The sequence below is a fragment of the Pantoea sp. GCM10028869 genome (assembly GCF_042666835.1).
Classification (GTDB): domain Bacteria; phylum Pseudomonadota; class Gammaproteobacteria; order Enterobacterales; family Enterobacteriaceae; genus Pantoea; species Pantoea leporis.
Map to the genome: position 1 here is coordinate 81,639 of NZ_JBHTGO010000004.1, position 23,871 is coordinate 105,509.

27 protein-coding genes are annotated in these 23,871 nt (G+C 54.2%); 18 read left to right on the top strand and 9 right to left on the bottom strand.

The window, feature by feature from the left end; all coding sequences use genetic code 11:
* Positions 1-99 precede the first annotated feature (99 nt).
* Together ACFQW4_RS11725 and ACFQW4_RS11730 are read left to right on the top strand one after the other, a co-directional pair.
* The gene (locus tag ACFQW4_RS11725) at positions 100-534 is read left to right on the top strand and encodes a type II toxin-antitoxin system RatA family toxin (RefSeq protein ID WP_008101549.1); all 435 of its coding nucleotides are present in this window, start codon (positions 100-102) and stop codon (positions 532-534) included.
* A complete protein-coding gene (locus ACFQW4_RS11730; protein WP_137386307.1) occupies positions 527-817 on the top strand; it encodes an RnfH family protein in 291 nt (96 codons plus the stop codon). The genes ACFQW4_RS11725 and ACFQW4_RS11730 overlap by 8 nt, the downstream gene beginning before the upstream one ends.
* Before the next feature lie 54 nt (positions 818-871).
* Here ACFQW4_RS11730 and bamE read toward each other — a convergent pair whose 3' ends face one another.
* The 3 genes from bamE to nadK form a co-directional block, all read right to left on the bottom strand.
* Entirely contained in the window at positions 872-1,219 is a 348-nt protein-coding gene (gene bamE / locus ACFQW4_RS11735; protein WP_101763449.1) for an outer membrane protein assembly factor BamE, read from the bottom strand.
* 187 nt (positions 1,220-1,406) lie between these two features.
* Positions 1,407-3,068 carry a DNA repair protein RecN gene (gene recN / locus ACFQW4_RS11740; protein ID WP_137386306.1) on the bottom strand — a complete coding sequence of 554 codons (1,662 nt, stop codon included), beginning with the start codon at positions 3,066-3,068 and terminating at the stop codon, positions 1,407-1,409.
* A gap of 85 nt (positions 3,069-3,153) precedes the next feature.
* Positions 3,154-4,032 (bottom strand): NAD(+) kinase, encoded by an 879-nt coding sequence (nadK, locus tag ACFQW4_RS11745; protein WP_061718023.1) that lies wholly within the window; start codon positions 4,030-4,032, stop codon positions 3,154-3,156.
* A 122-nt stretch (positions 4,033-4,154) separates the two neighbouring features.
* Between nadK and grpE the strand changes: the two genes are divergently transcribed.
* Positions 4,155-4,733: a nucleotide exchange factor GrpE gene (gene grpE, locus ACFQW4_RS11750; protein ID WP_336768686.1), complete on the top strand. Its 579-nt coding sequence runs from the start codon at positions 4,155-4,157 to the stop codon at positions 4,731-4,733.
* Positions 4,734-4,779: 46 nt separating this feature from the next.
* Here the strand turns inward: grpE and ung are convergent, their stop codons facing one another.
* The gene (ung, locus tag ACFQW4_RS11755) at positions 4,780-5,457 is read right to left on the bottom strand and encodes a uracil-DNA glycosylase (protein WP_377725493.1); all 678 of its coding nucleotides are present in this window, start codon (positions 5,455-5,457) and stop codon (positions 4,780-4,782) included.
* A 265-nt stretch (positions 5,458-5,722) separates the two neighbouring features.
* On the opposite strand from ung, the gene grcA reads away from it, so the two are divergent.
* Positions 5,723-6,106: an autonomous glycyl radical cofactor GrcA gene (grcA, locus tag ACFQW4_RS11760; protein ID WP_008101535.1), complete on the top strand. Its 384-nt coding sequence runs from the start codon at positions 5,723-5,725 to the stop codon at positions 6,104-6,106.
* A 186-nt stretch (positions 6,107-6,292) separates the two neighbouring features.
* Here the strand turns inward: grcA and srmB are convergent, their stop codons facing one another.
* Positions 6,293-7,621 carry an ATP-dependent RNA helicase SrmB gene (srmB, locus tag ACFQW4_RS11765; protein WP_377725495.1) on the bottom strand — a complete coding sequence of 443 codons (1,329 nt, stop codon included), beginning with the start codon at positions 7,619-7,621 and terminating at the stop codon, positions 6,293-6,295.
* Between the two features lie 141 nt (positions 7,622-7,762).
* Between srmB and ACFQW4_RS11770 the strand changes: the two genes are divergently transcribed.
* Complete coding sequence (locus ACFQW4_RS11770) at positions 7,763-8,512, top strand: tRNA1(Val) (adenine(37)-N6)-methyltransferase (RefSeq protein ID WP_377725497.1); 750 nt, start codon at positions 7,763-7,765, stop codon at positions 8,510-8,512.
* Here the strand turns inward: ACFQW4_RS11770 and nadB are convergent.
* Positions 8,478-10,115, bottom strand: coding sequence for an L-aspartate oxidase (nadB, locus tag ACFQW4_RS11775; protein WP_101763455.1), 1,638 nt, complete (start codon positions 10,113-10,115; stop codon positions 8,478-8,480). The genes ACFQW4_RS11770 and nadB overlap by 35 nt on opposite strands.
* Before the next feature lie 440 nt (positions 10,116-10,555).
* Here nadB and rpoE point away from each other — a divergent pair, with 440 nt between their 5' ends.
* From rpoE to acpS, 11 genes are all read left to right on the top strand, one after another.
* Positions 10,556-11,134, top strand: coding sequence for an RNA polymerase sigma factor RpoE (gene rpoE / locus ACFQW4_RS11780; RefSeq protein WP_007886161.1), 579 nt, complete (start codon positions 10,556-10,558; stop codon positions 11,132-11,134).
* Between the two features lie 27 nt (positions 11,135-11,161).
* Entirely contained in the window at positions 11,162-11,818 is a 657-nt protein-coding gene (gene rseA / locus ACFQW4_RS11785; RefSeq protein WP_101763456.1) for an anti-sigma-E factor RseA, read from the top strand.
* Positions 11,818-12,774: a sigma-E factor regulatory protein RseB gene (rseB, locus tag ACFQW4_RS11790; protein ID WP_110868278.1), complete on the top strand. Its 957-nt coding sequence runs from the start codon at positions 11,818-11,820 to the stop codon at positions 12,772-12,774. The genes rseA and rseB overlap by 1 nt, the downstream gene beginning before the upstream one ends.
* Entirely contained in the window at positions 12,771-13,235 is a 465-nt protein-coding gene (gene rseC, locus ACFQW4_RS11795) for a SoxR-reducing system protein RseC (RefSeq protein ID WP_217548987.1), read from the top strand. Before rseB ends, rseC begins: the two co-directional genes overlap by 4 nt.
* A 218-nt stretch (positions 13,236-13,453) precedes the next feature.
* Positions 13,454-15,253, top strand: a complete 1,800-nt coding sequence (gene lepA / locus ACFQW4_RS11800; RefSeq protein ID WP_101763458.1) for a translation elongation factor 4 — start codon at positions 13,454-13,456, stop codon at positions 15,251-15,253.
* Positions 15,254-15,262: 9 nt separating this feature from the next.
* Positions 15,263-16,234, top strand: coding sequence for a signal peptidase I (lepB, locus tag ACFQW4_RS11805; RefSeq protein WP_101763459.1), 972 nt, complete (start codon positions 15,263-15,265; stop codon positions 16,232-16,234).
* Between the two features lie 118 nt (positions 16,235-16,352).
* Positions 16,353-17,033, top strand: a complete 681-nt coding sequence (gene rnc, locus ACFQW4_RS11810; protein ID WP_036620136.1) for a ribonuclease III — start codon at positions 16,353-16,355, stop codon at positions 17,031-17,033.
* A gap of 49 nt (positions 17,034-17,082) precedes the next feature.
* Entirely contained in the window at positions 17,083-17,988 is a 906-nt protein-coding gene (gene era / locus ACFQW4_RS11815) for a GTPase Era (RefSeq protein WP_008101512.1), read from the top strand.
* A 3-nt stretch (positions 17,989-17,991) separates the two neighbouring features.
* Positions 17,992-18,720 (top strand): DNA repair protein RecO, encoded by a 729-nt coding sequence (recO, locus tag ACFQW4_RS11820; protein ID WP_377725505.1) that lies wholly within the window; start codon positions 17,992-17,994, stop codon positions 18,718-18,720.
* A gap of 70 nt (positions 18,721-18,790) precedes the next feature.
* A complete protein-coding gene (pdxJ, locus tag ACFQW4_RS11825) occupies positions 18,791-19,522 on the top strand; it encodes a pyridoxine 5'-phosphate synthase (protein WP_210081456.1) in 732 nt (243 codons plus the stop codon).
* Complete coding sequence (gene acpS, locus ACFQW4_RS11830; RefSeq protein WP_101763460.1) at positions 19,522-19,902, top strand: holo-ACP synthase; 381 nt, start codon at positions 19,522-19,524, stop codon at positions 19,900-19,902. Before pdxJ ends, acpS begins: the two co-directional genes overlap by 1 nt.
* Here acpS and ACFQW4_RS11835 read toward each other — a convergent pair.
* Together ACFQW4_RS11835 and ACFQW4_RS11840 are read right to left on the bottom strand one after the other, a co-directional pair.
* Positions 19,899-20,147: a YfhL family 4Fe-4S dicluster ferredoxin gene (locus ACFQW4_RS11835; RefSeq protein ID WP_101763461.1), complete on the bottom strand. Its 249-nt coding sequence runs from the start codon at positions 20,145-20,147 to the stop codon at positions 19,899-19,901. The two genes, acpS and ACFQW4_RS11835, sit on opposite strands and share 4 nt — an antisense overlap.
* A gap of 55 nt (positions 20,148-20,202) precedes the next feature.
* Positions 20,203-21,042: a MurR/RpiR family transcriptional regulator gene (locus tag ACFQW4_RS11840; protein ID WP_101763462.1), complete on the bottom strand. Its 840-nt coding sequence runs from the start codon at positions 21,040-21,042 to the stop codon at positions 20,203-20,205.
* Between the two features lie 167 nt (positions 21,043-21,209).
* On the opposite strand from ACFQW4_RS11840, the gene yfhb reads away from it, so the two are divergent.
* On the top strand, positions 21,210-21,848 hold the full coding sequence (gene yfhb / locus ACFQW4_RS11845) for a phosphatidylglycerophosphatase C (RefSeq protein ID WP_192232985.1): 639 nt from the start codon (positions 21,210-21,212) through the stop codon (positions 21,846-21,848).
* Between the two features lie 64 nt (positions 21,849-21,912).
* On the top strand, positions 21,913-22,407 hold the full coding sequence (gene tadA, locus ACFQW4_RS11850) for a tRNA adenosine(34) deaminase TadA (protein WP_222184430.1): 495 nt from the start codon (positions 21,913-21,915) through the stop codon (positions 22,405-22,407).
* Here the strand turns inward: tadA and mltF are convergent.
* Positions 22,404-23,861, bottom strand: a complete 1,458-nt coding sequence (gene mltF, locus ACFQW4_RS11855) for a membrane-bound lytic murein transglycosylase MltF (protein ID WP_110868275.1) — start codon at positions 23,859-23,861, stop codon at positions 22,404-22,406. The two genes, tadA and mltF, sit on opposite strands and share 4 nt — an antisense overlap.
* Between the last annotated feature and the right edge of the window lie 10 nt (positions 23,862-23,871).

The following is a 23,871-nucleotide window of genomic DNA, read 5'->3' on the forward strand; positions in this document are numbered from 1 at the left end:
AAAAACACTCCATTTTAGCACAGCAAGCAAAGCCGTGAATTTTTGTTTGGTGACTGAAAATGGTATTATTCAATGGTTTTGTGATGAACAGGAACCATTATGGCCCAGATTAGTCGTTCAGCGCTGGTCCCTTATAGCGCTGAACAGATGTACCGTCTTGTGAATGACGTGGATGCTTATCCTCAGTTTCTGCCGGGCTGCACCGGCAGTCGCGTGCTGGATAACAGCGGAGATCAAATGACCGCGGCCGTTGATGTCTCGAAAGCGGGCATCAGTAAAACTTTCACTACGCGCAACACGCTGATCAGCAACCAAAGCATATTGATGCAGTTGGTTGATGGCCCGTTTCGTAAATTGACCGGCGGCTGGCATTTCACTTCATTAGGTGATGATGCCTGCAAGGTTGAGTTGAACCTCGATTTTGAGTTCACCAATATGCTGGTAGAAATGGCGTTCGGCCGCATCTTTAAAGAGCTGGCAAATAGCATGGTGCAGGCGTTCAGTCAGCGCGCAAAAGAGGTTTATCGTGCCTGATATCAGCGTGGAAGTGGTTTACGCACTGCCAGATAAGCAGTATTTGCGTGCCGTAACGCTTGAAGAAGGCGCAACCGTGGAGCAAGCGATCAAGGCTTCGGGGTTGCTGTCACTGCGTAAAGATATTGACCTGAACTCGAATAAGGTTGGGATTTATAGCCGCCCGGTAAAATTGGGTGATGCCGTCCAGGATGGTGATCGCATTGAGATCTATCGTCCGCTGATTGCCGACCCGAAAGAGTTACGGCGTCAACGCGCAGAGCGGTCAGCTGAGAAGAAATAGTCGGAATGTAAAAACGAAAAAAGGCGCTTAAGCGCCTTTTTTATTGCCGTTCACTTAGCCTTCTTTGCCTGAGAGCTTCGGCTTATTGTCGATGTTAGTCAGTGTTCCGTTGCTGTCAAAGGTCAGCGTCAGCGTTTGCTGTTTCACACCTTCATGGCCTGGTTCCTGGCGGAACACGTAATACCAAACGTTGCTGCCAAACGGATCGCGCATCATCGGCGTACCGAGCGTGTAGGCAACCTGCTGCTGCGTCATGCCGTTGTGAATTTTCGACACATCGTTGGCGACCAGGTAATTCCCCTGATTGATATCCGGACGATACACAACGCGCTCAAGGGTGGAACATCCAGCGGTCATCATCAACATTACTACTGCCGCGGCAGTCAGCGTTTTACAGCGCATCTATATATTCCTTTTCTGGGGCCAAACGCCTTTCAGCAGGCTATTTTTTTGCCATCAAATTCTGAACTCTGCCTGCGGCAGGCTTTATTACTCAGACGACATAACTGCCGATGATAATAAACCTTTTCGCTATTTGAAACCTCTACAGAGCAAGCATATGACCACCAGCCGGGAAAAAAGTGCGGTATCAGGCGGCTAAAAGTTCTTTAGCGTTGGCCAGCGTGTTGCGCGTCACCTCGCTGCCGCCCAGCAAACGCGCCAACTCTTGCAGACGCGCGCGTTTATCCAGCGGCTGCATATGCGTTTCTGTCATCGCACCATCGGTCTCTTTGCTGACGTAAAAGTGCTGATGACCGCAGCCGGCAACCTGCGGCAGGTGCGTGACACACATAACCTGTGTTGACTCGCCCAACTGACGCAGCATTTGGCCGACAACAGCGGCGGTTGGGCCGCTGATGCCAACATCTACTTCATCGAAGATCATTGCCGGTGTTTCCATTTTCTGTGCGGTAATCACCTGAATCGCCAGAGCGATACGCGACAGCTCACCGCCGGAAGCCACTTTGCCCAGCGGCTGGAGCGGCTGGCCTGGGTTCGTCGTAACGCGGAAATCAATGCGCGTTGCGCCATCTGCGGTGAGTTGATCGGCATTGAACTCCAGCACAATGGCAAACTGGCCGTGCGGCATTGCCAGCGTGCGCATGCTTTGCGTAATCAGCTGGCTCAATTCTTGAGCGGAATGCTCACGCAGTTGATGCAGATTTTCAGCGCTGACTAACGCGGCTTTGTGGTGAGCGACAACTTCAGACTGCAAAGTTTCCTGATCGCTCTCTTGCTGCGAAAGCAGTTCCGCTTCATCCAGTAGCTGCTGATAAAGCACCGGCAAGGTTTCAGGTGCGACATGGTGCTTACGTGCCAATGCAATCTGCCGTGACAGACGTTGCTCCAGCTCATGCAGGCGATTGGGATCGAGATCCAGACGTTCGCAGTAGTGACGCAGTTCATCGCTGGCTTCACTGAGTTGAATCGCGGCTTCCTCCAGCAGATTGAACACGCCGCTGACTTTATTATCCAGCGTCACCAGTTCGCCCAGCATGTGACGAGCGCTATAAAGAAGGCTCTGCAGGTTGGTGTCATCCCCATCGGCGAGAATTTGCAGCGCTTGCTGGCTGGTGGACAGCAACTGGCCACTGTTCGCCAGGCGTTTGTACTCTTCATCAATCTGTTCAAATTCGCCCAGCTGCGGGGCAAATTCATTGAGTTCTTTCAACTGATACTGCAGTAGCTCGCGACGGGATTCACGCTCCTGCGAAAGCTGCTGATGCTGTGCCAGCGCGCGGCAACTCTGATGCCAGCGCTGATAGTGCTGGCGCATTTCAGACAGCAAATCATCGTGGGCTGCATACGCATCCAGCAGATGTTTTTGGTGATCGGATTTGAGCAGCAACTGGTGAGCATGCTGGCCGTGAATCTGAATCAGCAACTGGCCCAGTTCACGCAACTGCGACAGCGGCACCGATGTGCCGTTGATAAAGCCACGCGAACGACCATCCGCGCTAATCACACGCCGCAGCAGACACTCATTGCCTTCATCCAGCTGATTCTCCACCAGCCAGCGTTGTGCGGAAGGCGAAGCTTTGAGCTGGAAACGGGCGCAGATATCAGCACGACTGGCACCCTGACGCACCATATCTGCTTCAGCGCGGCCGCCCAGACACAGGCCCAGCGCATCGATGGCGATAGATTTACCTGCGCCGGTTTCACCCGTGATTGCCGTCATACCACGATGAAAGTCGATCTCCAGTTCACGAACGATAGCAAAGTTACTGATGGTCAGTTGTGCCAGCATAGAATCACCTGTATGTAAAAACAGATATGGTTTTACATACAGTATATCCTGGTTTTTTATACAGTAAAGTAGTCAGCGCTGATTTTCAGAACAATTTTTTAGACCAGCCCAACTTTGAACTTAAGGTATTAAAATAGTTGTAATTTTTAGGATGGATAAGATTGAGATGATTGGCGCTACGGCGGATCAGGACATCTTCACCTTCCTGAATTGGCAAGGCAATCTGGCTGTCGCAACTGATCTCGAGATCGCTGCGCAGGGAAGAAAAACGCAGGCGGATGGTGCTGCTGCTGTTGATGACCAGCGGACGCGCAGAAAGCGTGTGCGGGAACATGGGCACCAGCGTAATCGCATCCAGCGACGGCGTCAGAATAGGGCCGCCCGCCGAAAGCGAATAGGCGGTGGAGCCGGTCGGCGTGGAGATAATCAAACCATCGGAACGCTGTGAAAAGGCAAACACCTCATCAATATAGACTTCGAATTCAATCATATGCGCAACTTTACCGGGATGCAGCACCACTTCATTAATGGCGCTACCAATGCGCGGCGAGCACGCTTCTTTGCATACCTGCGCCTCCAGCAAGAAGCGGCTCTCGACGAAGTAATCGCCCTGCAGCACATCGTCCAGCTGCTGTTGCGCATTGTCCGGATCGAGATCGGTGAGAAAACCGAGGTTGCCACGGTTGATGCCAATCACTTTAATGTCATAGCGCGCCAGCACACGGGCAGCACCAAGCATGTTGCCATCGCCACCAACCACCACAGCTAAATCAGCGCGTTGACCAATATCCGCAAGGCTGCCGGTTTGGGCATTTTTCAAATCCAGTTCGCGCGCAATCTGCTGCTCGACAATCACCTCATAACCCTTTGCCGTTAGCCAGCGCCAGAGCATTTCATGGGTGGTTAACGCAGTAGGATGGCGCGGATGGCCGACAATCCCGATGCAGTTAAAGTGTTTGTTCATTTAGCGCGAGTTCCTTATAAGCCAAAACGGCCAGGCAATGTGATGGGTTTACTTGAAACCGTCAAACTGATCCCCATAATAAGCCAACCAGCGAGATGAATGTGCAAAACGCGGAGAAATTCATGAGTAGTAAAGAACATAACACCCCAAACGAGCAAGTCTCAGACGAAATTCAACAGGATCAGCAGCACGTGGACGCAGAGACAACCGCTGAGGTGGATCCGCGTGATGAGCGTATCGCGCAACTGGAAGCCGAGTTAGCCGTGTCGCAAACCGGCGTGCGTGATGCACAGCTGCGTGCGCAGGCGGAGATCGAAAATATTCGTCGCCGTACTGAAATGGACGTGGAAAAGGCGCATAAATTTGCGCTGGAGAAATTTGCCAACGAACTGCTGCCCGTGATTGATAGCCTGGAGCGCGCGCTGGAAGTGGCAGACAAAGAGAACGCTGAACTGGCTTCGATGATCGAAGGTATCGAGCTGACGCTGAAGTCGCTGCTGGGCGCGGTGCGTAAGTTTGGCGTGGAAGTGGTGGGCGAAACCAATGTGCCATTCAATCCAGAGATCCATCAGGCGATGTCGATGATGGAATCAGAAGATATGGCGCCAAATCACGTGCTGATGGTGATGCAGCGCGGTTACACCCTCAATGGTCGCCTGCTGCGTCCGGCGATGGTGGCAGTGACCAAAGCCAAAGGCTAATCTGTCGCTGTAATAACAACGGCCGCTTAATGCGGCCGTTTGTTTATTAAGGCAACACCGGCATCCAGTCAATCGGTGACTGGCCCGATTGACTGAGCAGCGCATTCGCCTGCGAGAAGTGTTTACTGCCAAAAAAGCCACGATGCGCGGAGAGCGGAGAAGGGTGTGGCGCTTTCAATACATGATGACGTTGCGTATCAATGATGCTGCCTTTCTTCTGCGCATGCGAACCCCACAGCAAGAAAATTACCCCTTCGCGATGCTGATTGATGGCGCTGATGACGTTATCGGTAAAGGTTTCCCAGCCAAAGCGCGCGTGCGAATGCGCCTTACTGGCTTCCACCGTTAACACGGTGTTTAACAGCATCACGCCTTGTGTTGCCCAGCTTTCGAGAAAACCGTGCGTAGGACGCACAAAGCCAGGCATATCTTGCTCCAGCTCTTTGTACATATTCAGTAATGATGGCGGGATCGCCACGCCGGGCAGAACGGAAAAAGCCAGACCATGCGCCTGATTCGGGCCGTGATAGGGATCCTGCCCCAAAATCACCACTTTGATATCGCCCAGTTCGGTCAGCCGAAAGGCATTAAACACATCCTTCTGCGGCGGATACACCGTTACGCCGGCAGCGCGTTCATTGGCCACCGCTTTCAGCGTTTCCATGAAGTAAGGTTTCTCTTTCTCTTCAGCCAGCACGTCGTGCCAGGTCAGCTTCTCAGCCATCGTTGACTCCCTGCAAAATAGTGCGCCTAGCTTAACGTGTCGGACTCAACAGCAGAAGGGTAAAAATAATTTGAATATTTACGTAAAATTTTAATTAGCGAAGTTGTTATGAATCAATTTGTTAGGTTTTCAGCGTGTAATCGTGACTGGACGAAATTGATACAGGTCAAAACGGCGCTTTTCCTGCAGTGATATACCACAGCATTCCAAAACCTTATGAACCTCGCTGCCCAGTTGCGACAGCGTAAAGCCCTGGAGACCTACTATGATTACCGGTATTCAAATTACTCAGGCAAATAATCCACAGCTGTTGAACTCATTCTGGCTGCTGGACGATGATAAAGCCGAAGCGCGCTGCCTGTGCGCCAAAGGGGATTTCGCAGAAGATCAGGTTGTTGCTATCAGCGATCTCGGCGAAATCGCTTACCGTGAAATTCCACTTGAGCAGAAACCGCAGGTGCGCATCGAAGGTGGTCAGCACCTGAACGTTAACGTGCTGCGCCGCGAAACGCTGGAAGATGCCGTCAATCATCCGGAAAAATATCCGCAGTTGACCATTCGCGTATCTGGCTATGCCGTGCGCTTTAACGCGCTGACGCCAGAGCAGCAGCGTGACGTGATTACACGTACATTCACCGAAAGCCTGTAATTGCAGCGCTGACGAAAAGACACACAGCAATACAAGCCGCGCCAATGTTGATTGGCGCGGCTTTTTTTATCTGGCGAGTTTAAAAGAACGGTTCTTCAGGGCGGATGATAGCGAAAGCGCGTTTTCGCTACGCTTAAAACAAAAAAATCGCCTCAAAAGAGGCGATTAATTACAGCGAGTGCTGTTTTATTCCGCACCAGACTTTGGTGCATCGCTACCGCTTGGCTTGCGGCGTTTACCCACATTTTTGGTATCGCGATGACGTTGTTTGACGCGCGGTTTCTCTTGTTCTTTCTCTTTACGCTCTTGACGCTTAGCGAGTGCTTTTTTCGACGGTTTTCCCGTCACTTTAGCACTTGGCGCACGGCTTTCTGGACGCAGCTCATCAATCACACGCGCTTTTAACGGCTCGTTGATGTAACGGGTGATTTTGCCCAGCAGCACGTGATCGTGCGCTTCAACCAGCGAGATCGCGGTACCTTTACGGCCCGCACGCGCGGTGCGGCCGATGCGGTGCAGATAGGTATCTGCGGTGCGCGGCAAATCGTAGTTAATCACGTGCGAGATATCGTCGATGTCGATACCGCGCGCAGCAACGTCGGTGGCAATCATCACCTTCACGCGGCCATCATTCATACGCTTGATGGCTTCGTTACGGTTGACCTGCACCATTTCGCCTTCGAGATAGCTGGTGCGGATGCCCGCTTCATGAAGCCAGGTAACCAGCTCATGCAGGCGCTCACGTTTGCGCACAAATACAATGACGCGCGTGGCATCTGGCTGTTTCAACAGGTGAATCAGCAGCTTATTCTTATGCTCTAAATCATCGGCGCGGTAATACCATTGCTGGATTTTTTTGCGTTCGCTTTTGCTTGGGTCGGCTTCAATAAACACAGGCTCGTTGAGCAAACGCTCGGCGAAGTCTTTGATGTGCTCACCTTCCAGCGTCGCCGAGAACAGCAGCGTCTGTTTGCGCCAGCGGGTTTCTGCGGCGATGGTTTCGATGTCCTGCGCAAAGCCCATATCGAGCATGCGGTCAGCTTCATCGAGAATCAGCGTTTCTACGGCGCGGCAGTCAAAGTTCTCTTCTTTGATGTACTGCAGCAAACGGCCGGTGGTCGCGACGACGATGTCCTGGTTTTCGCTGAATACTTCGGCATGGTTCATATACGCCACGCCCCCGGTGATGGTGGCGATATCCAGATGCGTGTGTTTAGCCAGCTCGCGCGCGTGATCGGCAACCTGCATCGCCAGTTCGCGCGTTGGGGTGATTATCAGAATGCGTGGTGGGCCTGATTTCTTGCGCGGGAAATCGAGCAAATGCTGTAAAGCGGGCAGCAAAAACGCTGCAGTTTTCCCCGTCCCGGTTGGAGCCGAACCCAGAACGTCACGGCCTTCCAGCGCGGCAGGAATGGTCTCGGCCTGAATAACAGTAGGGCGAGTGAAGCCTTTTTCCTGCAAAGCTTGTAGCAGGCTTTCGTCGAGTTCGAGTTCGGAGAATGTGGTTACGGTCATGGTCTACCTCAGTTTGGGGCGCTGATTATAGACAGAACGAATATAATCTTCATCTGTTTGTGTAGGTATTACCGGCGCAGGTGAATTCCCATCGCCACCACGTTACACTTCCGGCAGTAAAAAATTCAATGGTAGTGAAGTATGTCTCAGGACCAGCCGCACGCGCGGCCGACGTTAAGAAAAGACGGTTTTACCTTTAAGCAATTTTTCGTGGCGCACGATCGCTGTGCGATGAAAGTCGGCACCGATGGCGTGTTAATCGGGGCCTGGGCGCCAGTAGCCGGCGCGCGTCGCATCCTCGATATTGGCTGCGGCAGTGGCTTGATTGCGCTGATGCTGGCACAACGTACGCCCAATTCGGTAGAGATTGATGCCGTCGAACTGGAAGCCAGCGCAGCGCAGCAGGCGCAGGAAAATATACAGGCTTCGCCGTGGGCGGATCGCATCCACGTCCACCATCGGGATATTGTCAGCTGGAGCGAACAGTGTGAAAAACGCTTCTCGCTCATCGTCAGTAATCCACCTTTTTTCGCGCCCGGTATGGCAAGCGGCAGTGTCGCGCGCGATACCGCACGCAGCACCGCCACGCTCGACCATCTGACGCTGCTGCGTTGTGCCGCCCAGTTGATTGAAGAAGAAGGGCTATTTTGCGTGGTGCTGCCGGCTGAAGCTGGCGAAGCATTGATTTCACTGGCGCTGGCGGATGGCTGGCATTTGCGTTATCGCTACGATGTCGCCGCCTATGCGCAGCGCCCGCCGAATCGCGTGGTGTTAGGTTTTTCTCCCTCCGCCGGCGAAACCTTGCTGGAACGTCTCGCCATTCGTGATGAAGATAAAAGCTATTCAGCCGACTGGCTCAGCCTGGTGAAAGACTTTTACCTGTTCCGCTAGCTTCGGGCTGCAGGATGGTCGGTAACGCTTCATCCAGCAGATCGGGATTGTCGAGGGTAAAGTGTAACCCTCGGCTCTCCTTGCGCTCCAGCGCACAGCGCACCATCAGTTCGGCGACCTGCACCAGATTGCGCAGCTCAAGCAGATTGTTAGAGAGGCGGAAGTGCGCGTAGTACTCGTCAATCTCCTGTTGCAGCAAATTAATGCGCCGCAGTGCGCGCTCCAGACGCTTAGTAGTACGTACAATTCCCATGTAATCCCACATGAACAATCGCAGTTCATGCCAGTTATGCTGGATCACTACGCGCTCATCGGCATCATCAACGCGGCTTTCATCCCACGCGGGCAGATGTTCTACCGCCGCGATGTCCGGCAAGCGGGCGATCATATCTTCAGCCGCAGACCAACCGTAAACCAGGCACTCCAGCAGGGAGTTGGACGCCATGCGGTTTGCGCCATGTAAGCCGGTGTAACTCACTTCGCCAATCGCATACAGCCCGTCAACATCTGTACGGCCTTGCTGATCGACCATCACGCCGCCGCAGGTGTAATGCGCGGCTGGCACAATCGGAATCGGCTGTTTAGTAAGATCGAGGCCAAAGGTCAGCAATTTTTCGTAAATCATCGGGAAGTGCGCGCGCACAAAGCTTTCCGGCTGGTGGCTAATGTCGAGATACATGCAATCGACGCCCAGCCGTTTCATCTCATGGTCAATGGCGCGCGCCACAATATCGCGCGGTGCCAGCTCGGCACGCTCATCAAAGTCAGGCATAAAGCGAGTGCCGTCAGGACGCAACAGCCAGGCACCTTCACCACGCAGCGCTTCAGTCAGCAGGAAGTTTTGCGCCTGCGGATGGAATAAACAGGTGGGATGGAATTGATTAAATTCGAGGTTCGCTACGCGGCAACCGGCGCGCCACGCCATGGCAATGCCATCGCCAGAGGCCACGTCCGGATTGGTGGTGTACTGATAGACTTTTGCTGCGCCGCCGGTGGCTAACACCACGGCGCGCGCGCGGCAGGTTTCCACCTGTTCACGTTTACGGTTCCAGATCCACGCGCCAACTACGCGGCGCTTGCCGGGCAGGCCAAGCTTATCGGAAAGGATCAAATCCACCGCATTGGTGCGTTCAATAATTCGGATGTTAGGATGGCTCAGCGCCTGGCTTACCAGCGTGGTTTCCACCGCGCGGCCAGTGGCATCGGCGCTATGCAGAATGCGGCGATGGCTGTGCCCACCTTCGCGCGTGAGGTGGTAACGCGCTTCACCCTCAGCCTGCGGCTCTTTATCGAAGGCAACGCCGTTATCAATCAGCCACTGCACGCAGTGACGCGCGTTGCTGGCGATAAAGCTCACCGTATCGCGGTCGCACAAGCCGGCACCCGCAACCAGCGTGTCTTCAACGTGTGATTCGATGCTGTCCGTTTCATCAAACACCGCCGCAATCCCGCCCTGCGCATACAGCGTTGAGCCCTCATTCACCTGCGCTTTACTCAGCACGGTAACCTGATAATGCGGCGCTAAGCGCAGCGCTAACGATAAACCTGCCGCACCGCTGCCGACGATGAGGACATCACACTGATATTCCGGGAGAGAAGTCATGATGTTTAATTTACTAAACAAAAGGTGGCTTGAGCATAAGCCGTGATGGGGGTGCTGTGAAGTATTTTGAACCAACTGCGCGGAAAAATTATTCAGCGGGTAGAGATAGTAGCGTGAATTCAGTGAGTTAACTCTGAAATTGAGCACAATGTGTTTTTTATATCAAACACTCTGAAAATTCAGGGAATAAAGGTGAAAATGACGGCGTCATAAGGTACTCTGCCAGCGATTATCGGTGCCGCAAAAGACACCACCAGCGTGGCAAGTCGCTACACTGAAAGACAATCAACAACAATGATGTCGTGGTTCCGATACGGAAAATTCTGGTCGTAGTGAACTTCGGGCCAAAGGGCCACTCTAAGCGCATGCTTGCTCAGAACAATGAGATGTGCTGGCAGTTCACTCACGCATAAAAAAGTTTTGGGGAGATATTACCTCGGATGAGCGAGCAGTTAACGGATCAGGTTCTCGTTGAGCGGGTTCAGAAGGGAGATCAAAAGTCCTTTAATTTACTGGTGATTCGATACCAGCATAAAGTGGCGAGCCTGGTTTCACGCTATGTTCCGTCAGGCGATGTGCCTGATGTGGTTCAGGAATCTTTTATTAAAGCGTATCGCGCACTGGAATCGTTCCGTGGCGACAGCGCCTTTTATACATGGCTGTACCGCATCGCGGTAAACACAGCGAAAAATTATCTGGTTGCTCAGGGGCGACGTCCGCCATCCAGTGATGTGGATGCTATCGATGCGGAAAATTTCGAAAGTGCGGGTGCACTGAAAGAAATTTCGAACCCTGAGAACTTAATGTTGTCTGAAGAACTGAAACAAATCGTCTTTCGTACCATTGAGGCGCTTCCCGAAGATCTTCGTATGGCCATCACCCTCAGGGAATTGGATGGTCTGAGTTACGAAGAGATTGCCGTCATCATGGATTGCCCGGTCGGTACCGTACGTTCGCGTATCTTCCGTGCACGAGAGGCTATTGATAATAAAGTTCAACCGCTTATCCAACGTCAGTGATAACGGCTACTGGAAGGGTACCAAGGCATGCAGAAAGAAAAACTTTCCGCTTTAATGGATGGTGAAACTTTAGATAACGAGCTGTTGGCATCGTTGTCGAAGGATGCGGATCTTCAGCACAGCTGGGAAAGCTACCATCTCATTCGCGACACCTTACGCGGTGATATCGGAGAAGTGCTGCATTTTGATATCTCCGCACGTGTGGCGGCGGCCATCGAAAACGAGCCGGCACGCAAAGTCACTTCGCTGATCCCTGAAGCGCAGCCTGAACCGTCACGCTACGAGAAGATGCCGTTTTGGCGTCGTGGTGGCAGCTGGGCGGCACAGCTGACGCAAGTTGGTGTGGCTGCGTGCGTCTCACTGGCGGTGATTGTCGGTGTTCAGCACTACAACAGCTCTCCAACCGGCAGCGCGACTGAAGCGTCTGATTCACCGGCATTCAATACCTTGCCGATGATGGGTAAAGCGTCGCCGGTCAGCTTAGGCGTGCCTTCTGAAGCCTTCGACACCAACAGCTCTAATCAGCAGGTGCAGGAACAGCGTCGTCGCGTGAATGCCATGCTGCAGGATTATGAACTGCAACGTCGTCTGCATGCCGATCAGGTTCAGTTTGAGAAAAACGATCCGCAACAGGCTCAGGCTAATGTTCCTGGAAATCAGTCGTTAGGAACTCAGCAGCAGTAATGAAGCAGCTTTGGTGTGCCGTTAGCCTGCTGGCAGGCAGCCTGTTTTGCTCATCTATCGCCTCGGCGCAGACCTCTGCGTCCGGGGCGTTGTTGCAACAGATGGAGCAGGCAAGCCAGAACCTCAACTACGAATTTGCCTACATCAATGTCTCGCGTCTCGGCATTGAATCTCTGCGTTATCGTCACGCGGTTATCGACAATCGTATCTTCGCCCAACTGTTGCAGATGGACGGACCGCGCCGTGAAGTGATTCAGCGCGGAAACGACATCAGCTATTTCGAGCCGGGATTAGATCCCTTCTCGCTGCCGGGCAATCACATCATCGATGCGTTACCTGGTTTGATGTTTGCCGACTTCTCCCGTTTGGGTGAGGCCTACGATTTCATTCCGGTGGGCCGTTCGCGCATGGCTGATCAGATGTGCGAAGTGGTGCGCATCGTGTCACGTGATGGCACGCGTTACAGCTATGTCGTGTGGCTGGATGTGGACACTAAATTGCCGCTGCGCATCGATCTGCTTGATCGGGACGGTGAAACGCTGGAACAGTTCCGCGTCATCAGCTTTGCCGTCGACGAAGGCGTACGCAATCTGATGCAAGGGCTGGAGAAGGCCAACTTGCCGCCATCGCTGTCGTTACCGGCCGGTGACAAAGTGGAACTCAGCTGGCAGCCAAACTGGCTTCCGGCGGGCATGAAACTGATCTCGCAAAGTCGCCGCGATATCCCGTCGATGAACAAAACTGTCGAATCGCGCCTGTATAGCGATGGCCTGTTTAGCTTCGCCATCAACGTTACGCCAGCAGATAAAAGCAGCAGCGTGCAGGCATTGCGCACTGGACGTCGCACGGTGCAGACAGAAGTGCGCAATAATAACGAAATCACGGTGGTGGGCGAGTTACCGCCAGCCACTGCTAAACGTATTGCGGACAGCATAGATTCGGGTTCACCAAAATGATGAAAGAATGGGCCACCGTGGTAGCGTGGAAAGAAGGCATTGCCACTCTGCACACGGAAGCGAAAACGTCTTGTAACAGCTGCTCGGCGCGTAAAGGCTGCGGCAGCCATGCGCTTAATCAGCTGGGGCCGAAAAATGCCCACGTGATGACTATCGCCAGTGCGGAGCCGTTACAACCCGGCCAGCGCATTGAGTTAGGCATTCGCGAAAGCAGCCTGCTGGGTTCTGCCTTGCTGGTTTACATGACGCCGCTGTTTGGCCTGTTTTTAGTGGCTGGCATCTTCCAGATGCTGTTCGCCAGCGATCTGGCTGCGGCCTGTGGCGCGCTGTTGGGCGGCATTGGCGGCTTTATCGTGGCGAAAGGGGTATCCAAACTCTTCGGCGATCGCCAGGCTTTCCAGCCGGTGATTCTCAGCGTTGCGTTACCGCCTGATGCGTTGCGCGTGGAAAGCGAAGCTTGATCCCCGTCCAGGCCGCGTTTGATGCGGCCTTTCCCAATCAGCTTAACCGCTGAAATCTGTTGCGATTCCCCACAGTTCCATTCTTTAACGCGCGGCGTTAACAGTGTAATATGCGTCGTCATTAATGAGGCCGACAGGGTTCCGGGTTAAGCTCACTTTCCTGAATGTGTTCGTGCTCAAGTTTCCCACTGATTTTCTACGTGAAGATATTCATATAAATGAAGCACATACGAAATTTCTCCATCATCGCTCACATTGACCACGGCAAATCAACGCTCTCTGACCGTTTGATTCAAATTTGTGGTGGCCTGAGCGATCGTGAGATGGCGGCGCAGGTTCTGGATTCCATGGATCTGGAACGCGAGCGCGGCATTACCATCAAAGCGCAGAGCGTGACGCTCGATTACAAAGCGCAGGACGGTGAAACTTACCAGCTCAATTTTATCGATACTCCTGGTCACGTTGACTTCTCCTATGAAGTTTCCCGCTCGCTGGCGGCGTGTGAAGGAGCATTGCTGGTGGTCGATGCAGGGCAGGGCGTTGAAGCTCAGACGCTGGCAAACTGCTACACCGCAATGGAAATGGATCTGGAAGTGGTACCGGTACTGAACAAAATCGACCTGCCTGCCGCCGATCCAGAACGCGTAGCGGAAGAGATTGAAGATATCGTCGGCATTGACGCCACCGATGCGGTGCGTTGCTCGGCGAAAACCGGCGTCGGCGTGCCCGACGTGCTGGAACGTCTGGTGCGTGACATCCCGCCGCCAGAAGGCGATCCGGAAGGCCCGCTGCAGGCGCTGATCATCGATTCCTGGTTCGATAACTACCTTGGCGTAGTATCGCTGATTCGTATTAAGAACGGCACGCTGCGTAAAGGCGACAAAGTTAAAGTCATGAGCTCCGGTCAAAGCTACAACGCTGACCGTCTCGGCATCTTCACGCCGAAGCGTGTTGATCGCAACGAGCTGAACTGCGGTGAAGTAGGCTGGCTGGTGTGTGCGATTAAAGACATCCTCGGCGCACCGGTGGGCGATACGCTAACCTTGCAGCGCAATCCGGCGGAGAAAGTGTTACCTGGCTTCAAGAAAGTGAAGCCACAGGTTTACGCCGGTCTGTTCCCAATCAGTTCTGACGACTATGAAGCGTTCCGTGATGCGCTGGGCAAATTGAGCCTGAACGATGCGTCACTGTTCTACGAGCCAGAGAGCTCAACGGCGCTGGGCTTCGGTTTCCGCATCGGCTTCCTTGGTCTGCTGCACATGGAGATCATTCAGGAACGTCTGGAGCGTGAATACGATCTGGATCTGATCACCACTGCACCAACCGTAGTGTATGAAGTGGAAACCACCGACGGTGAAACTATCTATGTTGATAGCCCGTCGAAGCTGCCACCGCTGAATAATATTGCCGAGCTGCGTGAGCCGATTGCTGAGTGTCACATGCTGCTGCCGCAGGAGTTCCTCGGCAACGTCATTACGCTGTGTATTGAAAAACGTGGCGTGCAAACCAACATGGTTTACCACGGCAAGCAGGTTGCGCTGACGTATGAGATTCCGATGGCGGAAGTGGTTCTTGACTTCTTCGACCGTCTGAAATCAACCTCGCGCGGTTATGCTTCGCTGGATTACAACTTCAAACGTTTCCAGACCTCAGACATGGTGCGTGTCGACGTGATGATTAACTCAGAACGTGTTGATGCGCTGGCGCTGATTACTCACCGTGATAACTCACAATATCGTGGCCGCGACCTGGTGGAGAAGATGAAAGATCTGATCCCACGTCAGCAGTTCGATATTGCGATTCAGGCGGCAATCGGCAACCACATTATCGCTCGCTCAACGGTAAAACAGCTGCGTAAAAACGTCCTGGCGAAATGCTATGGCGGTGACGTGAGCCGTAAGAAGAAACTGTTGCAGAAGCAGAAAGACGGTAAGAAGCGAATGAAGCAGGTCGGCAACGTTGAGCTGCCGCAGGAAGCATTCCTTGCCATTCTGCATGTCGGTAAAGACAGCAAATAAGGATTTTTAATGGCTAACATGTTCGCCCTGGTTTTAGTGATCGCAACGCTGATCACTGGCGTTATCTGGTGTATCGATCGCTTTAAATGGGCACCGGCGCGTCGTGCGAAGCAGGCTGCCGCGCAAGCGCAGGCCGGCAACGCACTCGACAGTAAAACGCTGGCGAAAGTAGCCGCGCAGCCGGGTTGGGTTGAAACCACCGCATCGGTGTTCCCGGTGCTGGCGGTGGTGTTGATCGTGCGTTCGTTTATTTTTGAGCCGTTCCAGATTCCCTCGGGCTCAATGATGCCAACGCTGCTGATTGGCGACTTCATCCTCGTGGAGAAGTTTGCTTACGGTATTAAAGATCCGATTACCCAAACCACACTGATACCAACTGGCCATCCGCAGCGCGGTGATGTCGCGGTATTCAAATACCCGAAAGATCCCAGCGTGGACTACATCAAGCGCGTGATTGGCTTGCCGGGCGATAAAGTGGTGTTTGATCCTTACAGCAAAACCCTGACCATCAATCCGGGTTGCAGTAGCGGCAGTTGCGACACGGCGCTGCCAGTGACTTACACTAACGTTGAGCCAAGTAACTTCATTCAAACCTTCAGCGGCTTTGATGGCAATGAAACCGGCAACGGCTTCTTCCAGGCGCCGCAGGGCGAAACCATGAAGGGCGGCCTGCGTCTCGGCACCCGCAAAGAGACATTGGGCAACGTAACGCACGATATCTTGCTGGTAAACGAAGCGCAAAGTCAGGCAAGCATGTATTATCAGCAGCCGGGCCAGCCGCAATCGACCTGGATTGTGCCGCAAGGGCAGTATTTCATGATGGGTGATAACCGCGATAACAGCGCCGACAGCCGCTACTGGGGCTTTGTGCCCGAGAAGAATCTGGTCGGCAAAGCGGTGGCCATCTGGATGAGCTTCGAGAAACAAGAAGGACAGTGGCCGACCGGCGTGCGCTTTAGCCGCATTGGTGGGATTCACTAATTAGCTTCAAAAAAGGTTGGCCTCTCTTTCGGGAGGCCAGTGCACACCAAACAGAACAGGTTGGAACCTCAGCCCTGTTTCGTATGCAGTGATAGGCGCACAGAACAACTGGAATAGCATGAACCCCATCGTCATTAACAAGCTGCAGCGCAAACTGGGCTACACTTTTACTCATCCGGATTTATTGCAGCAGGCACTGACGCATCGTAGCGCCAGTAGCAAACACAATGAACGTCTTGAATTTCTTGGCGATTCTATTCTCAGCTACGTGATTGCCAATGCGCTTTATCACCGCTTCCCGCGTGTGGATGAAGGCGACATGAGCCGTATGCGTGCCACGCTGGTGCGCGGCAATACGCTGGCAGAGATGGCGCGAGAGTTCGACCTTGGCGAATGTTTACGCCTCGGTCCGGGCGAGCTGAAAAGCGGCGGTTTCCGTCGTGAATCGATCCTCGCGGATACCGTTGAAGCCTTAATTGGCGGCATCTTCCTCGATAGCAGCATTCAAACCGTCGAAAAGTTAATTCTCGACTGGTATCACTCACGACTGGAACAGATCAGTCCGGGCGATAAGCAAAAAGATCCGAAAACGCGCCTGCAGGAGTATTTGCAGGGACGTCATCTGCCGCTGCCGTCGTATTTGGTGGTGCAGGTGCGTGGCGAAGCCCACGATCAGGAATTCACCATTCACTGTCAGGTGAGTGGCATGGCAGAACCGGTGGTGGGCATTGGCTCCAGCCGCCGTAAAGCCGAGCAAGCAGCCGCCGAACAGGCGTTAATTAAGCTTGGCCTCGAATAAATAGTCACATTGCAGCGTCGAAAGCGGCGCTGCCCAAGTCAGGACTCGAATGAGCGAACTCGAAACATATAGCGGCTTTGTCGCGATTGTAGGCCGACCAAACGTCGGTAAATCCACTTTGCTGAACCAGTTGCTGGGGCAGAAAGTGTCGATCACGTCGCGCAAGCCGCAAACCACGCGTCACCGTATTATGGGCATCCACACCGAAGGCGCTTATCAGGCGATCTACGTGGATACGCCAGGGCTGCACATGGAAGAGAAACGGGCGATCAACCGCCTGATGAACCGTGCCGCCAGCAGCTCCATTGGTGACGTTGAGCTGGTGATCTTTGTGGTTGAAGGCACGCGCTGGACACCAGACGACGAGATGGTGCTCAACAAGCTGCGTGATAACAAAGTTCCGGTGGTATTGGCGATCAATAAAGTCGACAACATCCAGGACAAGAGCATTCTGTTACCGCATCTGCAGTTCCTTAGCCAGCAGATGAACTTCCTTGAAATCGTTCCTATCTCAGCGGAAAGCGGCAAAAATGTCGACGCGATTGCGGCGATTGCGCGTAAATGCCTGCCAAAATCTGAGCATCATTTCCCGGAAGATTATGTCACCGACCGCTCGCAGCGCTTTATGGCGTCTGAGATCATCCGTGAAAAGTTAATGCGCTTCCTGGGTGCTGAACTGCCTTACTCCGTTACCGTCGAAATTGAGCAATTTGTTTCGAACGATCGCGGCGGCTACGACATCAATGGCCTGATCCTTGTTGAGCGTGAAGGCCAGAAGAAAATGGTCATCGGCAATAAAGGCGCCAAGATCAAAACCATCGGCATTGAATCGCGTAAAGATATGGAAGAGATGTTTGAAGCGAAAGTGCATCTCGAACTGTGGGTTAAAGTGAAATCGGGCTGGGCGGACGATGAACGTGCGCTGCGCAGCTTAGGTTACTCTGACGAAGGTTAAGTAATGGAAGGCTGGCAACGCGCCTTTGTGCTGCATAGTCGCCCTTACAGCGAAACCAGCCTACTCCTCGATCTGTTCAGCGAAAGCGAAGGGCGCGTCCGCGTCCTTGCCAAAGGCGCCCGCTCGCGCCGCTCCCAACTAAAAGGTGCACTGCAACCCTTTACGCCACTGCTGGTGCGCTGGGGTGGACGCGGTGATGTCAAAACGCTGCACAATGCCGAAGCCGTTTCGCTGGCATTGCCGCTCAGCGGCATTACGCTCTATTGTGGGCTCTACGTCAACGAGCTGCTGTCGCGCGTGCTGGAGCAGCAAATTCCCTTCTCTGATATGTTCTTTGATTACCTGAATTGCATCCAAACGCTGGCGGCAGGTAACGGCTCGCCTGAACCGGCGCTGCGCCGCTTTGAGCTGGCGCTGCTCGGGCATCTCGGTTACGGCGTGGATTTTCTGCACTGTGCCGGCAGCGGCGAAGAGGTGGCCGATGGCATGACCTACAGCTACCGCGAAGAGAAGGGTTTTATCGCCAGTTTGGTGGTCAATCAACGCAGCTTTACCGGCCGCCAGCTGCGTGCGTTGTGGGAGCGCGAATTTCCCGATGCTGATACCCTGCGCGCCGCTAAACGCTTTACGCGCATGGCGCTGAAGCCCTATCTTGGCGGCAAACCGCTGAAGAGTCAGGAACTGTTTCGCCAGTTTGTGCCAAAAAAGAAACCCGATGTGGCAAACGACTAGCGCTGGTCGTACCGCCTGATATATTCAGCGCGGTACACTGCAAACACACTGAACACATTTAAGGATTGTCATGGCTGAGTTGCTGTTAGGCGTCAACATTGACCACATTGCCACCGTACGTAACGCACGTGGTACAAACTATCCCGATCCGGTGCAGGCCGCGTTTGTTGCTGAGCAGGCCGGCGCTGACGGCATTACCGTGCATCTGCGTGAGGATCGCCGTCACATCACCGATCGTGATGTACGCATTTTGCGTGACACCATCCAGACGCGCATGAATCTGGAGATGGCGGTAACGGACGAGATGATCGACATTGCCTGCGAAATCAAGCCGCACTTCGTTTGTCTGGTGCCGGAAAAGCGTCAGGAAGTGACCACCGAAGGCGGGCTGGATGTGGCGGGTCAGCAGGATAAAATCAATGCTGCGGTGCGCCTGTTAAGCGACGCCGGCATTCTGGTGTCACTGTTTATCGATGCCGATCACCGCCAGATTGAAGCGGCGGTTGCCAGCGGCGCGCCTTATATCGAAATTCACACCGGTGCCTATGCCGAAGCGCCCGAAGGTCTCGCGCGCCAGGCTGAGCTGTCGCGCATCCGCAAAGCCGCGACTTTCGCCGCCAGTCTGGGCCTGAAAGTCAATGCCGGCCACGGTTTGACTTACCACAATGTGCAGCCGATTGCGGAATTGCCGGAAATGCACGAGCTGAATATTGGCCATGCGATTATTGGCCGCGCGCTATTCAGCGGTTTGGCCGATGCGGTCAGCGAAATGAAGCTGCTGATGCGGGAAGCGCGTCGCTAATGGCGATTCTCGGGCTCGGCAGCGATATCGTAGAGATCGAGCGCATTGCTGGCGTCATTGAGCGCTCCGGCGACCGTCTGGCGCGTCGCGTATTAAGCGAAGCCGAGTGGCAGCAATATCAGGCGCACCAGCAACCGGTGCGCTTTCTGGCTAAGCGTTTTGCGGTGAAAGAGGCGGCAGCGAAAGCGTTTGGCACCGGCATTCGCGGTGGCCTGGCCTTCAATCAGTTCGAAGTGTACAACGATGCGCTGGGCAAACCGGGATTACGTTTCTTTGAGCAGGCCAGGGTGATTGCCAGCCAGCTCGGCGTGAAGCATGTGCATGTGACGTTAGCGGATGAACGCCATTACGCCTGCGCAACGGTGATTATCGAGAACTAAGGATGCAACACCACGAACTTCTCCCACAGCGCCTCGCGGCTTTCCGGGTGCTGTGGATCGGTAATGATGGTGTTATCAATCGGACAGACGCTTTGGCAGGTCGGCACATCATAATGGCCCACGCACTCGGTGCAGCGGTCGACATCAATTTCATAGATCGCGTCGCCTAAGCTGATTGCCTGGTTTGGGCATTCAGGTTCGCACATATCGCAATTGATGCATTTTGTGGTGATGAGCAAGGCCATGGCAGAAGTCCAATAACAGCAGAAAAGGCGCGGGTATTATACGCGCCTGATCTCATCAGACCAGCTTTTTCACCAACGCTTCGCTGTGGCGAATGTGGCTGGAGGCGCGTTCAGGATCGTTTTGTACCAGCGCCATAAACAGCAGATCGGTCAACGCCAGCTGCGCGCTGGTCGACGAGATCGCCGCACTGCGCGTGCTCTGCTCTTCCGCCACGGTGTAGAGGCAAACCGTGGCGCACTGCTGCAGAGCATTCGGCGTAAAGCCGGTAAAGGCCAGCACATCGGCACCGACCTGCGCCGCTTCCTGCGCCGCCAGATTGATTTCGCGACGTTCGCCAGTATAGGAAATCGCCAGCAGCACATCGCCCGGCGCCATCGCTTGCACGCTGGCGAGCAAAGCGTGCATATCCTGCTCCGCCACCGCATTGATGCCGATCTTCATCAGCTTCCACGAAAAATCTTTCGCCACTAAACCGGACGCGCCGATGCCAACCAGCAAAATACGATTGGCATTTTTCAGCAGCTGCAAGGTTTGCAGCAGCTTCTCTTCGCTATTGATGTCCAGCGTGGCGCGGATCGCCGAGATCTTTTCGGTCAGCAGCTTTTCGCCGACCACTTTCAGCGGATCGTCGCTGAGAATATGGTTATGCACGGTAATCGCATCGCGATCGGCCATCGATTCGCTCAGCGCCAGCTTCAGCGCTGGAAACCCTTTGTAGCCCAGCTTCTGGGCAAACTTCACCACGCTGGACTGGCTAACGCCCGATTCCTCGGCGAGTTTTTGTGAACTGAGATGCCGTGCACGATCCGGCTGCGACAGCAAAAAATCCGCCAGCCGGCGCTCATTTAGCGCCAGTCGAGGGTAGAGCTGACGAATGCGCAGCAATGAACTCATGGTTCGATCCTTAATTCCTTTATCCGCAAACAGCGCGTAAACGCGAAGAATAAACTATTCAAATGGCATTGTAGTCACTGGAATTAAAAATAGCAGCTTTCGCCCTGAACGCCGAAGCTGGCTACACTGTAGTGCAGAAACCACGAAGGATAGAGAAGGAGTGCTGTTTGACAAAGGGTACACAACGACGCGTGGTGTTTTTCGATCTCGATGGCACGCTGCATCAGCAAGACATGTTTGGCACCTTTATGCGCTATCTGCTGCGACGTCAGCCGATCAATCTGCTGCTGGTGGTGCCGCTGTTACCGGTGATTGGTCTTGGCATGCTGATCAAAGGGCGCGCCGCACGCTGGCCAATGAGCTTATTGCTGTGGGCGATTACCTTCGGCCACAGCGAAAAACGTCTGCGCCAACGCGAGGCTGAATTCGCTGAGTGGTTCCGCCAGCGTGTTACTGCGTTTCCGGTGGTGCAGCAGCGACTCACCGACTATCTCAGCAGCAGCGATGCCGATGTCTGGCTAATTACCGGTTCGCCGCAGTCGCTGGTGGAGCAAGTCTATTTCGACTCGGCCTTCCTGCCGCGCGTACAGCTGATTGCCAGCCAGATGAAACCGGGCCGCGGCGGACGTTTGCTGTCGATGCGCTGCCTCGGCCATGAAAAGGTGGCGCAGCTGGAGGAGAAAATCGGCACGCCGCTGCAACTGTATAGCGGCTACAGCGACAGCAAACAGGACAACCCGTTGCTGTTCTTCTGTCAGCACCGCTGGCGCGTCACGCCGCGCGGTGAGCTGCAACAGCTGGAATAACGCTTCGATTCCGGCAGCAGCATCGCTATAATGCGCCGCCTTTATTGCCCGCAGGAGTTGCCCGGTGAACCCACAAACTGATGAATATTGGATGCGTTATGCGCTGGAACTGGCGAAGCGCGCGTGGGAGCAGGGCGAAGTGCCGGTTGGTGCGGTGCTGGTGCAGGGCGACAAGGTGATTGGCGAAGGCTGGAACCGGCCGATTGGCCAGCACGATCCTACCGCACATGCCGAGATCATGGCGCTGCGTCAGGGCGGCAAAGTACTGGAAAACTATCGTCTGCTGGATACCACGCTGTATGTCACGCTGGAACCCTGCGTGATGTGCGCCGGTGCGATGGTGCACGGCCGCATCACGCGGCTGGTGTACGGCGCTAAAGATGAGAAAACCGGCGCGGCCGGTTCACTGCTGGATGTGATTGGTCATCCCGGCATGAATCATCAAATTCAGATTGATTGCGGTGTGCTGGCGGAAGAGTGTGCCGGGATGCTGAGTGACTTTTTCCGCATGCGTCGCGAACAGAAGAGGGCGCTGCGTCAGGCGCAGCGCACCGGTTAATTCATCGCAATTTTCGGTTCGACCGCCGGGTAACCGGCGCCTAACTCCGCTTCCAGTGCCGACTGCTGCGCTAAACGCTTCTCCTGTTCCTGCAAATATCCCACCAAACTGATCTGATATTTACGGATATTCTCCACGTAGTTATAAGCTTCGTGGCCGCGCGCGTAGCCGTAGGTGGTTTGCGTGTAATAGCGCTTCTGGCTCAACATCGGCAAACGCAGCTTCACGTCGGCCCAGCTGTCGGGATTGCCGCCCTGTTTCGCCGTCAGCTTGCGTACGTCCAGCATGTGCGCATAGCCCATGTTATATGCCGCCAGCGCGAACCAGATACGTTCATCTTCAGGAATCGTTTCCGGGACTTTCTCCATCATGCGCTTGAGATATTCGCTGCCGCCGCGAATGCTCTGTTCGGGATCGAGGCGATCGTTAACGTCAAGGCTGTCGGCGGTATTACGCGTCAACATCATCATGCCGCGCACGCCGGTTGGCGATGTGGCCTGCGGATTCCAGTGCGACTCCTGATAAGAGATCGCCGCCAGTAAACGCCAATCCATGCTGGCGGAATATTTCTCAAACAGCGGTTTGATATCCGGCAAAGTGTTATCAATGGCGCGCAGGAAGGTGCGGGTATCAACGTAATCGAAGGTGCCAACGTGGCCGAGATACTTCTCTTCCAGCCGCGCCATCGTGCCTTCCTCGCCCATCTGGCTGTAGAAGTCGAGCATCGCCGCACTCAGGCTGTCGTCTTCGTTACGCGGTAAATACCAGGTGACCGGCTCTTCGTCGGTCACATCAAACGCCACCGCCAGCTGCGGATGAATGCGCTGCAGCAGGCCGATGGTGACCGAATCGCCCACCGTGTAATCGAGTTTGCCGTCAGCAACCGCTTCAAGCAGTGCTTTCTGACCCTGATCGGTGGAGATCGCCCAGTCGAGATCGGGATAGCTGTCAGCTTTGGCGGAACGTAAAGTTGACAGATATGCCGAACCGGACTGCACAATCAGGCGGCCTTTGAGATCGCCGAGATTCTTAGGGCGAGGCTTATCAATGCGGTACACCAGCTGCTGCGACACCGAATAGTAGCTCGGGCCACTTTGGTAGTGCGCGAGGCGCTCGCTGTTGTAGATCAAGCCGGCGGCCAGCAAATCCGCTTTACCGTCATCGAGGTCGTCAAACAGATCGCCGAGATTAGGACGCACCTCAACTTCCAGTTTCACGCCAAGGTAATCGGCGAAGCGCTTCGCCAGCTCGTAATCCATACCGGCTGGTGCATTGTTAATGGTGTAGTAAGTCAGCGGAGAGTTAACGGTACTGATGCGCAGCACTCCGCGTGATTTGATCTGTGATAGCGCGTCTGTTCCGCCCCCGTACCACGGGATTGAAGGCCACAATGCTAGCGCAAGTAGCACGGTGATCAGACCGATAAACAGATAGTTTATTTTTAGGCGTTTCAAATAGTTGTCT